This is a genomic window from Achromobacter sp. DMS1 (assembly GCF_001270295.1).
The window spans coordinates 12,975-26,002 of record NZ_LHSJ01000105.1; the positions used below are offsets into that span (position 1 = coordinate 12,975).

The 13,028-nt window shown below is 67.0% G+C and carries 11 protein-coding genes and 1 pseudogene; 6 read left to right on the forward strand and 6 right to left on the reverse strand.

Annotation, left to right across the window (positions count from 1 at the left end; translation table 11 throughout):
• From AD428_RS13835 to AD428_RS13840, 3 genes are all read right to left on the reverse strand, one after another.
• Window positions 1-682 (reverse strand): phage integrase N-terminal domain-containing protein (locus AD428_RS13835; protein WP_053245570.1); only part of this gene is annotated, 682 nt, incomplete at its 3' end.
• A gap of 474 nt (window positions 683-1,156) precedes the next feature.
• Window positions 1,157-1,282 (reverse strand): hypothetical protein, encoded by a 126-nt coding sequence (locus AD428_RS28910; protein ID WP_255352257.1) that lies wholly within the window; start codon window positions 1,280-1,282, stop codon window positions 1,157-1,159.
• A gap of 3 nt (window positions 1,283-1,285) precedes the next feature.
• Entirely contained in the window at window positions 1,286-2,428 is a 1,143-nt protein-coding gene (locus tag AD428_RS13840; protein ID WP_053245565.1) for an STY4528 family pathogenicity island replication protein, read from the reverse strand.
• Between the two features lie 587 nt (window positions 2,429-3,015).
• Here AD428_RS13840 and AD428_RS13845 point away from each other — a divergent pair.
• Entirely contained in the window at window positions 3,016-3,867 is an 852-nt protein-coding gene (locus tag AD428_RS13845; RefSeq protein WP_053245564.1) for a class I SAM-dependent methyltransferase, read from the forward strand.
• Window positions 3,868-4,621: 754 nt separating this feature from the next.
• Here the strand turns inward: AD428_RS13845 and AD428_RS13850 are convergent.
• Window positions 4,622-6,038, reverse strand: a pseudogene (locus AD428_RS13850) (MFS transporter).
• 89 nt (window positions 6,039-6,127) lie between these two features.
• On the opposite strand from AD428_RS13850, the gene AD428_RS13855 reads away from it, so the two are divergent.
• The 4 genes from AD428_RS13855 (at window position 6,128) to AD428_RS13870 (ending at window position 8,852) form a co-directional block, all read left to right on the forward strand.
• A complete protein-coding gene (locus tag AD428_RS13855; RefSeq protein ID WP_053245571.1) occupies window positions 6,128-6,850 on the forward strand; it encodes an ArsR/SmtB family transcription factor in 723 nt (240 codons plus the stop codon).
• An 88-nt stretch (window positions 6,851-6,938) separates the two neighbouring features.
• Complete coding sequence (locus AD428_RS13860; RefSeq protein WP_082308403.1) at window positions 6,939-7,682, forward strand: GntR family transcriptional regulator; 744 nt, start codon at window positions 6,939-6,941, stop codon at window positions 7,680-7,682.
• Window positions 7,683-7,698: 16 nt separating this feature from the next.
• Window positions 7,699-8,550 carry a sulfite exporter TauE/SafE family protein gene (locus AD428_RS13865; RefSeq protein ID WP_053245572.1) on the forward strand — a complete coding sequence of 284 codons (852 nt, stop codon included), beginning with the start codon at window positions 7,699-7,701 and terminating at the stop codon, window positions 8,548-8,550.
• Window positions 8,547-8,852 carry a DUF1634 domain-containing protein gene (locus AD428_RS13870; RefSeq protein ID WP_053245573.1) on the forward strand — a complete coding sequence of 102 codons (306 nt, stop codon included), beginning with the start codon at window positions 8,547-8,549 and terminating at the stop codon, window positions 8,850-8,852. Before AD428_RS13865 ends, AD428_RS13870 begins: the two co-directional genes overlap by 4 nt.
• A gap of 122 nt (window positions 8,853-8,974) precedes the next feature.
• On the opposite strand, the gene AD428_RS13875 is transcribed toward AD428_RS13870, so the two are convergent.
• Together AD428_RS13875 and AD428_RS13880 are read right to left on the reverse strand one after the other, a co-directional pair.
• Window positions 8,975-9,436: a MarR family winged helix-turn-helix transcriptional regulator gene (locus AD428_RS13875; RefSeq protein WP_053245574.1), complete on the reverse strand. Its 462-nt coding sequence runs from the start codon at window positions 9,434-9,436 to the stop codon at window positions 8,975-8,977.
• Between the two features lie 3 nt (window positions 9,437-9,439).
• Window positions 9,440-11,032: an MFS transporter gene (locus AD428_RS13880; protein WP_053245575.1), complete on the reverse strand. Its 1,593-nt coding sequence runs from the start codon at window positions 11,030-11,032 to the stop codon at window positions 9,440-9,442.
• 380 nt (window positions 11,033-11,412) lie between these two features.
• On the opposite strand from AD428_RS13880, the gene AD428_RS13885 reads away from it, so the two are divergent.
• A partial coding sequence (locus AD428_RS13885; RefSeq protein WP_152968092.1) for an AsmA family protein occupies window positions 11,413-13,028 on the forward strand: 1,616 nt, incomplete at its 3' end.

Consider the following 13,028-nt stretch of genomic DNA (forward strand, 5'->3'; position numbering starts at 1 on the left):
GGCGAAGGCCATGCATATGACTCAGACCTGCCGCCTTGCATTGTCCATCGTAGACGTGCCGCTGCTGGATGTAGGTCTTGTTTGCCGGGATCAGTGATCCTGTGCCCGCCAGGCGGTGTGCTGCGTGGAGCGCGTCGCGTTGCTCTCTCGTGGTGATGGGCACAGTTCGCTCCCGACCGCCCTTGGTCCACGATCCCTTGAGGGCGATGTGGTCGCCCCGATCTGCGTAACTGGGCTGGAACTTGATCGCTTCCTCCCGACGTAATCCGAAGGCGGCCTGTAGCTGAAGGCTCATGCGCACGTGGACATCGGTAATCTGTTCAAGACCTGTGCCCAGTTCTCTGGCCTTGCTGACGTTGGTCACATAGCGGCGCTCGGCCACGCCAAGCTGCATGTTGTCCGCCGGTAAGATGCCCGACTTGCCGATCTTCTCGACCCACCAGCGCAGATGAGAAAGCCGATTCTTGATGGTGCCGGATGACAAGCCTTCGCCTTGCCAGCGATCCAGCAGCGCCTGGACGTGCTTGCCCTTGAGCGACGATGCTTTCATCTGCCGGAAACCGGCCTCACGTAGTTGCCGCGCGGCCAGCGACAGCGAACGCATCCGGTCGGCCTGTGTGTTGTGGCTGCCGTCACGGTTGCGCTGGCAAAGCTGCCGCAGGGTGTAGGTCAAGTCGTCCATCGTCCGGCCTCCAAGCAAAGCGCCGTACTGCGTCGTCCTGAAATTCAGTGGTTAGTGTTGGTGCCAGCTCGCCAAGGCGAGATCCCGTGAGGGCAAGGGCATGGTGTTCAGGAGACACCAGAGCCTCGAATGAGGCGTCCGTCTTGCTTCCTGCTGGAAGCCCGGACGGAGTTACTACAAGACGAAAGTGATGCGAACGTGGACGAGTCCTCCTATGAAGTGAGTGGGATGAGAAATGCAGCGGCAGCCCTGTACCTTGCGCACAGGCAATTGCCGCAAAGGACAGTGCGCCAGGCGGCGGAGTAGGGATGAGATCAAACAGACGAAGAAGGCTCCGCCCTTGGGTAGGGCCGGTATGCGGTCGGAGCCTGGGCATACCTGGGGTGGGTCCGCCCTGACGGGCCAGCGCTTGCAGGAACCTGCGCTGTCGGGGGGGCCGATGTACGAAGCCCATCGGTCTTGGCAACTGCCCGGTCAGTTTAGAGCCGCCATCATCATGTATGCCGCACGCAATAGGAACTGGCTTTCGCCCGCATTGTTGGCGGTGTTGCGCGGGTCGTCACTGCGGCGTGCAGTGACGACCGCGTTTTGCAGCAGCATTTGCTACGCAGGGTGCTGCTGCCATCCCCTGGTCTGCATAGCCTGCGCTGCGATGTCCTCAGCGTTCGTCGAGGTGTTCATGATCTTGCGGATGTTGGCGATGTGCGCCAGGGCGGTTTCACGCGATGCCGGTTGCGCCGTCGGTTCAGGGCGGTCTTCCGTACGCGGCGGAGCGGCGGGCCGATTCTCGGCAGTCCTTGGGCTGGCAGACATCTCCTTGCGTCCTGCCCACAGGCGGAACTCGCCTGCGAAGACGCGCTTCACCAAGGCGAAGAAGTAGGCAACGGCATTGCGTACGGTGCCGCTTTGGGCGCGAGCCTGCAATTCGTCCAGCACTTCCTGGCGATGCTGCGGAGGCAGCCGCCGCAAGGCGTTCTGCACGTCCTTTTGCTGATCTGCCTGGGCATTGCTCAGGCAAGGCGGCAAGCTCACAGACTGCGATGCCGGATCGCCGTCGCCTTCGCGCGCGCGGTACGTACGTTCTTTTTTATACATATACGTCTTATACGTACTGCTCTGCTCACCCGTCATGTGGCGAGCATGCCCGGTCTGTTGCGGAACAAGCGTGCTGCCAGCGGAATCGCCGGACAATGGCAGTGGGTCGGCTGCCTCGTTCGCCTGAGACGGTGACATAGGGGGCAAATCATCGTCATCGCCGAGCTGATCGTGGGTCGCAATGGAGGCGGCTTCAGGTGCCTGCGCCAGCGTTGCCTGAATGTGAATGGCCACCCGATCCACCTGGTTGTTTTCGTGGCCGATGGAAGATTTCAGAAGCGCGGGCAGGCAGGCATCGAGCGTGCAAGCCTGTTGGAAGTCGAGGGCGCTTTCGTGAGCCTGATACAGCTCGCTGAGCACATGGCCGGTCAGAGGGTCGCGTTGCTGGCCTACCAGACTGATCCACCCCGTCAGCCGAAGCACGACGAGAACGCGCCGGGCCGTCTCGTACCCGGCCCTCTGCCCCAGCGGGGTGGAGGTGAGATAGCGGCGCAACTGCCCCAGATTTGCCAGCGGGCTGATGCCTTCCGCAGAGCGCAGCATGCCGTTGCGCTCCAACGGCGTGAGGCGGGCGTCGAGCATGAGCGAGGCCGGCGTAGTGAACAGGGCGTCTTGCCCCAGCGGATTGTGGCGGTTGTGATGGTCTGCCATGGGAGTTCTCCAAGGTTTGGGCCACAGTGGCCCGTTCCCCTGCATCTCATCGCGTACCGCTCCATGCGTCAGCCAACAATGCGGTCTGCGCCATACCCGTTTTATCCGGCAGGCTCAGCGCTGGCACCGGCATCCAGACTGATCTATCATCCCGATACCCCCTTGGGGGTACAACTGGGGGTACTTCCAGCAATTCCCGCAAAGGCCGTGGCCCGATTTCCCCGCGAAACCTAGTGTTCACGGCCCTTTGCAGACCGATCAACGTTTAAACGTGTGATTAACGTCTGACCAGGCGCTTCCCTTCCCGGGGGCCTCGCGTCAAAGCGCCGGGGTTCCCGAAACGCCGCCATCTCCCCGGGTGCGCCCCGGGGTTTTGCATTGGGGCGACGCGATTGCTTCGCGGCGCTGGCCGCGCCGGTGCCGGCGGACCCGGCGGGTCGAGCTGCGCGCCCGATGCGGGGCGGCGGGGCACTACCCATTTCCGCGGCAGTCGGGCTACAGTTCGCTGTCATGCGGAAGGCGGAAAACGGGCGAGGGGGCGCGCGTTTCGTCTTCCTTTTCATCAGATCCGCTTTGTCGAGAAATTCATGATTTCCATTGATATCGGCTGCGGCCGCAAGAAGATGGCCGGTTCGGTCGGCATCGATTTCTCGCCCATGAGCGATGCCGACGTGGTGCTGGACCTGAACCGGGAAAAATTTCCGTTCGAGGATAACAGCGTCGATTTCGCGTTTTCCTCGCATGCCCTGGAGCACCTGACGCTGGACGGATTCTTCAACGTCATGTCAGAGGTGTACCGCGTATTGAAGCCGGAGGGGCAGTTCAAGATCGTGGTGCCGTACTTCACGACGACGATCAACTATGCCAATCCGTTCCATAACAACCAGATCTGTTTCAACGAGCATACGTTCCGCTTTTTTTCCTCCGACGCGGAGACGGACGCGCTGCCCAAGTACCAGTACGAAACGCCCAGTTGCCGGCAATGGGGGTTGCGTTATTCCGCCAATAGCGAACTGGGCATCGAGTTCCGGACGCGCAAGATCGGCTTTTTCTATTTTCCGGAGTATCGCGATCTCGACGAGAAGTCCCGGTTTCTCGCGCGTTCCACGAGCACCAATGTGGTGGATCAGATCATTTATACGCTCGAGCCGGTGAAACCCTGTCCGATACGCCCGGAAACCGGGCCGGTCGCTTCGGGCGACGATCCTCACGTTTTCGTCGGCAAGCAGCTCGAATATTTGAAAGAACAGGTCCGCCATCTCGAGGCGCGGGGCGTTTCCGCTCCCGACGTGGCCGTGGCGCGGGAGTATGCCGAGAACACGGTGCGACAAGGCGATCTGTATGCGGTCGGCGGCATTCTGTCTCCCGTCAATTTCTTCGTATTCGAAATGGACGACCACATCCAGCGCATGCGCCGGCTGATCGATACGCTGTCCTGAACCGCCCGGCCTTGGGCCGCGGCACTTCCGCATGCTGTGGCGGTACCAGGCTTCCATTCCACCCGGCGCCCGCTGGTGCGATATCCGGGCGGCCGTGTCACAGAACCCGGACGGGTCAAGAACTCCTAACGTCGCCCTGGCGGGGCGATTGACGAGCCGCTTTGCCGGGCCTGGAATTCCCGTCAACACGGCTCCTCTCGATGACCCTGCTTCGGCGGGGAAGCTGCTGAGGGTTTTTGGTTGTCTGCAGATGCGTTTTCATTTTCGCCGGCCAACATCGACCGCGGGTTGACGTTGCCCAGCAGGTGGAGGGTGATCTTCAGCGACAGGAAGCGACGCATGCAGGCGGGTCAGATTCAAACCGGCTGACCCGTTGCGGTTCGGCAGCCAATGGCATCCTGTTCGACTTGGCGTATGCCGCTGAATAGCGTTGACAGCGTTCCGAAGTCCCATGCTTCGCATGCCACCCCGGTCGCCAGGGGAAGACCGCATTTGGCCGGTTGTAGCGCGCGAATGCTTCCTGGGGCCGCCCAATCAGCCGGGCGTGCTTGCTTAGCCAGTCAGGGTGGCGGGAGACACCGCTTGGCTTGTCCAGTTTGGCGCTGAATTCGTGGTGGAACAGGTCGGGCCGGAGATGGGCGAAGCAATGGTTTTGAATAGCAATAGCTCATGCCATGTCCCAGTTGCCCAGGCGCCATTCGACACCATGAGGCGATACTGGCTCTGATGCAGGCTCTATTCGGAGCCGTCCGATTCAAGGGCCTGGCTCATGGTCGGGAGGGAGCACGGCTTTCTCTTTCATCGCCACCCACGTTCCCGCCGCGCACGCAACCTGCACGGCGCCCCCTGCCGCCATCGCCGCCCGCAACCCTTCCACGCCGCCGCCCGCTATTGCATAAACCGTCCCCAGCAACGCCACTCCCGCCGTTGCTCCCACCATCCGGGCGACGTTGATGAGGGCGCTGGCGGTGCCGGCGCGTGCGGCGGGAACGGCGCCGATGGCGGCACCCATGAGGGGGCCGGTGGCCAGGCCCATGCCCAGGCCGGTGAGGGCCAGCCCGAACCCTGCGGGCAGCACGGAGGCGAGGTGTGCGCTGGCGCCGATCAGCAGGAGGCCCGTGCCGATGATGGCGAGTCCGCCGGCGGCGGCGACGCGCGAGCCGTATCGGCGCGGCGACGGCGGCGGAGCAGGGGGAGACGGTGACGAAGACGAGCGCCATGGGCATGAGGGCGAGGCCGGTCTGCACCGCGTCGAAGCGGCCGGCGACTTGCCAGGCGAGGGGGAGCAGGAAGAGGGCGCCGTACATGCCGAAGGTCATGCCGGCGGTGGCGGCGCAGGCGCCGCAAAAGGGGCGGGAGCGGAAGAGGCCGAGGGGAACGAGGGCGGCGGAGCCGCGGCGCTTTTCTTCGCGGAGGAAGAGGGCGAGCGAGGCGAGGGCGATCAGGAATGCGGCGAGGGCGGCGGCGGGCGAGGTGTGGGACTGGATGGCGGCGTAAGCCAGGCCGCCCAGGGCAAGTGCGCCCAGGAGCTGGGCGGAGCCGTCGAAATGGCGGTCCTGGGGATCGGAGGATTCCGGCAGGCAGATGAGGGCGAGCGCGAGGGCGGCGGCGCTGAATGGAATGACGGCCAGGAAGATGCCGCGCCAGCCGGCGTGGCCGATGAGCAGGCCGCCGAGCGTGGGGCCGATGGCCATGGCGAGGCCATTGCAGGCGGCCCAGATGCCGAGGGCGCGGGCGCGTTCGGCGGAGCCGGGCCAGACGACGCGGATGAGGGAGAGCGACGCGGGGATGAGCAGGGCCGCGCCCGATCCGGCGAGGGCGCGGGCAAGGATCAAGGCCGGTGCGGACGGCGCTGCCGCGCACAGCAGCGATGCGGCCGTGAAAACGGCGGCGCCGATGGCGAACAGGCGGCGCCGGCCATGGAGGTCGGCGAGCAGGCCGCCGGTGAGGAGCAGCGCGGCGTAGACCAGGTTGTAGCTGTCGATGATCCATTGCAGGGCGTCGAGGCCGGCGTGGAGATCGGCGCCGATGGCGCGGGTGGCGAGGTTGACGACGGCGGTGTCGATCTGGGCGGCGAGCACCGCGAGGCACAGGGCGAGAAGGGCGAGCCGGCTGTGGCGCGGTGCCGTTGCGGCGGCGGGGAGGGTTTGGGTTTGCATGGGCGGTAGCATAGGGATGTGCGCCCTGGGATGTTTCGACGCGGGTCGAAGCATGGGCGGACGGCCCTGGCTTAGCATGCGGGCATCATCGGGAGATTCACATGTCAGATTTGTCCAGTGTTTCGGCCGCGGCGTTTTTGGTGGCCGACCCCACCCGCGCGGCCATGCTGATGGTGTTGCTGGACGGGCGAGCCTTGCCGGCGGGTGAGCTGGCCCGCGCCGCGGGGGTGACGGCGCAGACCGCCAGTTCCCATCTTTCCAGGCTGCTCGAAGGCGGCCTGGTCGAGGTGGAGGCGGAGGGGCGGCATCGGTATTACCGGCTCGCGGGCAGCCATGTGGCGCAGGCGCTGGAGCAGCTTGCCGCGATCCGCCCCGCGAAGCCGGCGGGCGCGGCCCGGCCGAAGGCGCTGAGTCCGGAACAGCGGCAGTTGCGCTGGTGCCGCAGTTGCTACGACCACCTGGCGGGGCAAGTGGGCGTGGCGGTGACGCGCGCGCTGCGGGAACGCGATTATCTGCGGGCCGCGGCCGACAAGCGGTTCGCCGTGACGGCCGCCGGCGTGGAATGGTTCGGCCGCATCGGCGTGGACATTGCGTCTATCGAGCCCACGCCGCGCGGCCTGGCGCGGCCGTGCCTGGACTGGACGGAGCGCTTTCATCACCTGGGCGGCCCGCTGGGCGTGCGCTTGCTGGAGACGCTGTGCGCGCACGGCTGGCTGCGCCGTTCTCGCACGCCGCGCGTCCTGACGGTGACGCCGAAGGGCTGGGCGGAGTTCGGGCGGACGCTGGGCCTGACGGAGGAATCGGTGAGGCAATCCCAAGGTTGAGGGCGGCCCGGCGATGGACGTGTGCCGGCCGGGCTGCCGCTGCGGGATTCGCCTTGACATCATGACATCATGATGTCATGATGTCGTCATGCTGACGACTGCCGATCACGGACCCCTGTACGCCAAAGTCGAAACCGCTCTCGCGGCGGAAATCGCCTCCGGAGCGCTGCCCGCGGGCAGCCAGCTGCCGCCGGAAGACCGGCTGGTGGCGCGTTTCGAGGTCAGCCGCACGACGGTGCGCAAGGCCATCGAGAACCTGGTGGCGCGCGGATTGGTGGAGATCCGGCGCGGCAAGGGCACGTTCGTGACGCCGCCCAAGATCACGCAGGAGCTCACCGAGCTTACGGGGTTTGTGGAGGACATGCTGGCGCTGGGCCGCACGCCGACGGCGCGGCTGCTGGACAAGCAGCTCGTGCCGGCCGGCGCCGACGCGGCCCGGCAACTCGCGCTGCCGCCGGGCAGCCTCGTCATGCGGATCCAGCGGGTGCGGCTGGCCGACGGCTTGGCCGTGTCTTTCGACGAAACCTACCTGCCGCGCGAGGTCGGCGAGAAGATCGCCAGCCACGACCTGGACGCGGAACCCATCTTCTCGCTGCTCGAAGACAAATACGAGCTTGCGCTCACGGAAGCGGAGTACCGGCTGGAGGCGGTGACCGCCGCGCCGGAGGTGGCGCGGGCGCTGGAGATCGATGCGGGCAGCGCGGTTTTCCTGATCGAGCGCACCTCGTACACCGAGGGTCGCCGGCCCATCGACTACGAAAAGCTGCATTACCGCGGCGACCTCATCCGCTTCGTCACGCGCCTGGCCCGTCGGCCGCGCGGGCGCGGCTGAACCGCAGCGCCTGGCCATGGAAATCTTCTGGCTCTTCGCGGCCGCGTTCGGCGCGAGCGCCCTGGGCGGCGTGCTGGGCATGGCCAGCGGCATATTCATCGTGCCCATGCTGACGCTGTTCTTTGGCGTGGACATCCACGTGGCGATCGGCGCGAGCATCGTGTCGGTGATCGCCTGTTCCTGCGGCAGCGCAGCGCCTTTCCTGAAAGAGCGGCTGACCAACGTCCGGCTCGCCATCGTGCTGGAAACGGCGACGACGCTGGGCGCGCTGACCGGCGTGTTCCTGATCGGCATTGTCTCCACCTCGTTCCTGTATGGCCTGTTCGCGGCGATTCTGGCGGTTTCGGCGCGGCAGATGCTGGCGCGGCGGCGCGAGGCCGTGGACGCCAGCCCCGCCAACGTCAAGAGCTGGGCCACGGTGCTGCGCCTGCATTCGAGTTTTCCCGACCGGGCGTCGGGCCGGGAAGTGCCGTACCGGGTGGGCCGCGTGCCGCTCGGGCTGGCGCTGATGTACGGCGCCGGTCTGATCTCCGCCCTGCTGGGCATCGGTTCGGGCGTGCTGAAGATTCCGGCCATGGATGCGGCGCTGCGCCTGCCCATCAAGGTTTCGTCCGCCACGTCCAATTTCATGATCGGCGTGACGGCGGCGGCGAGCGCGGGGGCCTATTTCGCGCGCGGGGCCATCGACATCGGCATCGCGGGGCCCATCGCGCTGGGCTCGGTGGCCGGCGCGCTGGCGGGCGCGCGGATGCTGATGGGGCTGCCGGCCGACAAGCTGCGCGTGTTCTTCGTGATCGTGCTTGCGCTGCTGGCGGTGCAGATGCTGCTGAGCGCGCTGGGCGTCCATATTCCGGGAGGCGGGGCATGAGATCGGATGCGGACCACGCCGGACGGCGCGACCGGGCCATCGCGGCGCTGCTGCGCACGGGAACCTGGCTCGCATGCGCGCTGATCGCCGCGGGGCTGGCCCTGATGGCGGCCGGCCCGCCGGACGTTCCTGTCGACGGTCATGATCTCATGAAGGCGGGCGTGGCCGTGTTCATCGTCCTGCCGGTGTCGCGGGTGGCGCTGATGCTCTGTCTTTTCGTGCGCGAGCGGGACTACGCCTATGCCGCCATCGCGGCGCTGGTGCTGGCCGTGATCGCCGCGGGCGTGATGATCGAGATGTGAACCGAGGCCGCAGGCGCGCCCGCGCGCTGGCCGCCGTGGACATGGCGGCGCAGGGCGAAGCGCTGGAGCGGGGCCCCCGCGCTCTGGGCGGGGCTGATGCGGAATGCCGCCTCGTACGGAACCTAGGCGCCCGGGCGTTCGGTCTGGCGGCCGCGGGCGGCCGTGCGGGCGAAGTTTTCTTCCAGGCGGCTGAGGATGCGGTTGAGGGTGTCGATGTCGGACGTCGACAGGCCCTTGAGCGTATCGTCGAAGAATTCCGCGCGCCGGGGCAGGGCTTCGTCCACCACGGCCTGCCCGGCCGCCGTCAGGCGCACGTTGGTGACGCGGTTGTCGTGCGCGTCGGGCGCGCGGGCGAGCCAGCCCAGCTTCTGCATGGCCTGCAGCTGCCGGGTGAGCGAAGCCGGGTCGAGCCGGCAGCGCTCGGCGAGGTATTTCTGCGATGACACTCCGCACTCGTGCAGCGCTAGCAGGATGCGCCAGCGCGGCAGGGCATGGCCCACCTTGAGGCTGAACGCGCTCTGCATGGCGCGGTAGGTCTGCCCCAGGTGCTGGATGACCTGCAGGCCGTGTTGTTGTCTGGGCAAGACTCATTCTCCAGGATTGCCGTGTCCGCGCGCAGGCGGGGCCGCCAGCCGGACGGGCGGCACGCGCCGCACGCACCACAGTGCGAACACGGCGACCGCGAGCGCGATTGCCTGGCCGCTGTGGATGGCGCCGACCAGCGCCAGCCGGGCGGCCTCGATCAGCGAGGCGCCGTTTTCGCTGTGATGCGCCAATTGTGCCAGGAACCGGCCCTGGGCCTGGGGATCGACCAGCATCTGAGGGTCTTTGAGCTGGGGCAGCCAGCGCGCCGCGCCGCCGCCCAGCGCCGTTTCCACGTCGGTGAAATAACAGTGGTTGACCAGCGTGCCCACGACCGCGGTGCCCACCATGCCGCCTATCATGCGCAGGGACTGCAGCAGCGCGGTGGCGATGCCCAAGTGGCTGCGGCCCGCCGTCTGCTGCGCGAACACGGTCAGGTTGGGCATGATGAAGCCGATGCCCAGGCCGGCCATCATCATGTAGGCGGCGATCAGCGCGTGCGAGGTGGACGCGCGCGTGCCCACGATGCCCAGGCACGACAGCGCCAGCAGGCTGAATCCCGCATACAGCATGCGGTTGGCGCTGCGGATGCGGGTGACGATGCGCCCGTTGACGATGCTGCCCACGGTGATGCACACGACCATGGGCGTGATGAGCAGGCCCGCGTCCTGCGGCGACAGGCCGAAGCCTCCCTGCAGCAGCAGCGGCGCATAAAAGAGGAGCGAGTACATGACGACGCCGGCCAGCAGCGACAGCAGGAACAGCATGGACAGGGCGCGGTTGCGCAGCATGTCGAAGGGCAGCAGCGGATGCGGACAGCGGCGTTCCCACACATACAGCAGCGCGAAGGCGGCCAGGCTGACCCCGGCCAGCAGCACGGTGCCGGGTTCCAGCCCGTGGCGCGGCAGCAGTTCGACCATGAGCTGCAGTCCGCCCAGCGCGGCCGCGATGAGCAGCGCGCCCTGCCAGTCGAGCCGCACGCGGCCTTCCTGATGGTTGCGCAGCAGCGGCAGGTAGCGGATGACGAACCACGCTCCCAGCACGCCGATGGGCAGGTTCACGTAGAACACCGAGCGCCAGCCGTAGTGCTCGGTGAGCGCGCCGCCCAGGCTGGGCCCCACGGCGTTGGCGATGCCGAATGCGGAGCTGACCATGACCTGCCAGCGCAGGCGCACGCGGGTATCGGGAAAGAGATCGGGAATGCAGGCGAAGGCCGTGCCCACCAGCATGCCGCCGCCCACGCCCTGCAGCGCGCGGGCCAGCACCAGGGCGAACATGCTGCCGGCGGCGCCGCAAAGCGCCGAGGCCAGCGTGAACAGCGCGATCGCCGCCACCACGAAGGGCTTGCGCCCGTAGTAATCGCCCAGCCGGCCGAAGACAGGCACGGTGATCACGGAGGTCAGCAGGTACGAGGTGGCCACCCAGGCATAGAGCTCGAAACCCTGGAGTTCGGCCACGATGGTGGGCAGGGCGGTGCCCACCACGGTCTGGTCCACCGCCACCATCATCATGACGAAGCACATGCCCAGCATGGCGAGCAGGGTCTGGCGGAAGGGCAGGAGCTGGCCGGCGGGAACGGAGGGGGAGGGGGCTGGCATGAGGGGATGAATCTGTAGATCGGTCAATATTTGATGGGTCAAACATTCTACTCCCAAGGCCGCCGCGCCTGGAAACCGCCTGCCATCCGGCCCGCGCGCCATCCGCCTTTTGGCGGGCTGCCGCGTGCGCCGCCCCGTTTTTGTTACGATAGCGGTGCATATTCCCGGTTGCGCCTGCGGCCGGCATGCATCAAGTCCAGCTCCTGCAGACCCTTTCCCTTTTTCTCACGCCCGCGCCGAAGGCTCGGCAGGAGCGGGGGCACGCCCAGGAGACGGGCCATTCAGCCGCGCGGGCCGCCCGCGCGCAGTCGCACCGTCCACGCCAGGCTTTGGGGGACGGCATTCAGGGAATTCCAGTCGAGGTACCCGACGGGGCAGCAATGAAAACGTGGTTCAAGCGCATATTGATAGGCCTGGTTGTGTTGGTTGTCGTGGCCGTCGTCGGCCTGGCCATCTTTTTGCTGACGTTCGACCCCAACGCGTACAAGTACAAGCTCGAGGAACTGGTGCAGCAGCGTTATCACCGCACGCTCAGCATCGACGGCGAAATCGAACTGTCGCTCTTCCCGCGCATCGGGCTGTCGGTGCAGAACGTGTCCCTGTCCGAGCCCGATAGCACGGACATCTTCGCCTCCATCCAGAGCACGCGGCTGGCCGTGGCGGTCTGGCCACTGCTGTCCAACAGCTTCGTGGTGGACCACGTGGCCATCAGCGGCCTGAAGGCGCGCGTGGTGCGCGGCAAGGACGGCGCCTTCAATTTCAGCAATCTCGTGGGCGGCATCGAGCCCAACACCGTGGCTCCGGCCAACCCGGCCGAGGCCCTGGCGGGAGCGGCCCAGGCGGCCGCGCAGGCGCTCACCAGCGGCACGCTGCCGGCGCCGCGCAACAACATGCAGATCGACATCGCCGGTCTGGACCTGAAAGACAGCGAGGTCCAGCTCCAGGACCAGATCACCGGCATGGCCGTGGCCGTGACGCGCATCAACGCCAACACGGGCCGCGTGACGTTCAACCAGCCTTTCGACGTGCGCCTGTCCGCCCGGGTCGAGGGCGGCTATCCCCGCGTGGACGCCAACCTCAACGGCCAGGCATTGCTCACGCTGGATCCGTCGGCGCAGCGCTACGCGGCCCAGAAGCTGGACCTGCGCATGGACGGCAAGCTGCCCGGCGCCGAGGCCAAGAGCCTGGCGGTGCGCGGCAACCTGGCCTTCAATGGCCGCAAGTCGGCGCTGGACGTGGCCGGCCTGGAAATCGTGTTCCAGGGCGACGTGACCGACCCCGCCGCCCGCGCCTCCAATGTGGAAGCCAGCGTGGCCATACCCAAGCTGTCGATCGATCCGCACAAGAGCCAGCTGCAGATCGAGAAGCTGGCCATCCGCGCCAAGGGCGCCGTCGAAGACGGTCCCTTCGAGCTGGCGGCCGATGCGCCGGCGCTCAACATCTCGCCCGCCTCGGCCACCGGCGAGGCCCTGACCGGCCGGGTGCGCGTCGGCGGCCTGGACGCCAGCTTCGGCCTGAACGGCATCAGCGGCAACGCGGGCGAGCTGGACATCAAGGAGGCCAAGCTCGACAGCACCTCCAAGAACGGCGAGCGCGTGGTCAAGCTGAACTTCGTCTCGCCGCTCACGCTGAACCTGCTGCAGCGCAGCGGCGGCATGTCGGCGCTGCGCGGCGACGTCAACATCACCGATCCGGGCCTGCCCAAGGGCAGCCTGCAGATTCCCGTGATCGGCAGCCTCGGCGCCGACCTGCTGAAAGACCAGGCCACCAGCAAGATCAACGCCGTGCTCGAAGGCGGCAAGTTCGACCTCACCGCCGACATCGCCAAGCTGAGCGAGTCGCCGCAGGTGAAGTTCGCGCTGGCGGTCGACATCCTCGACCTGGACAAGCTCGCGCCGCCCGCCTCGGCCACGCCGCCGGCCAGGCAACCCGCCGGCGACGGCAAGAAAGACGAGTCCAAGCCGGCTCCGCCCGCGCCTCCGCCCGCGCCGCGCCG

Excerpts from the sequence above, each read along its gene's own strand:
- AD428_RS28910 (WP_255352257.1), bottom strand. The coding sequence starts at position 1,282 with ATGCTGCTGCAAAACGCGGTCGTCACTGCACGCCGCAGTGACGACCCG.
- AD428_RS13840 (WP_053245565.1), bottom strand. The coding sequence starts at position 2,428 with ATGGCAGACCATCACAACCGCCACAATCCGCTGGGGCAAGACGCCCTG.
- AD428_RS13845 (WP_053245564.1), top strand. The coding sequence starts at position 3,016 with ATGATTTCCATTGATATCGGCTGCGGCCGCAAGAAGATGGCCGGTTCG.
- AD428_RS13855 (WP_053245571.1), top strand. The coding sequence starts at position 6,128 with ATGTCAGATTTGTCCAGTGTTTCGGCCGCGGCGTTTTTGGTGGCCGAC.
- AD428_RS13860 (WP_082308403.1), top strand. The coding sequence starts at position 6,939 with ATGCTGACGACTGCCGATCACGGACCCCTGTACGCCAAAGTCGAAACC.
- AD428_RS13865 (WP_053245572.1), top strand. The coding sequence starts at position 7,699 with ATGGAAATCTTCTGGCTCTTCGCGGCCGCGTTCGGCGCGAGCGCCCTG.
- AD428_RS13870 (WP_053245573.1), top strand. The coding sequence starts at position 8,547 with ATGAGATCGGATGCGGACCACGCCGGACGGCGCGACCGGGCCATCGCG.
- AD428_RS13880 (WP_053245575.1), bottom strand. The coding sequence starts at position 11,032 with ATGCCAGCCCCCTCCCCCTCCGTTCCCGCCGGCCAGCTCCTGCCCTTC.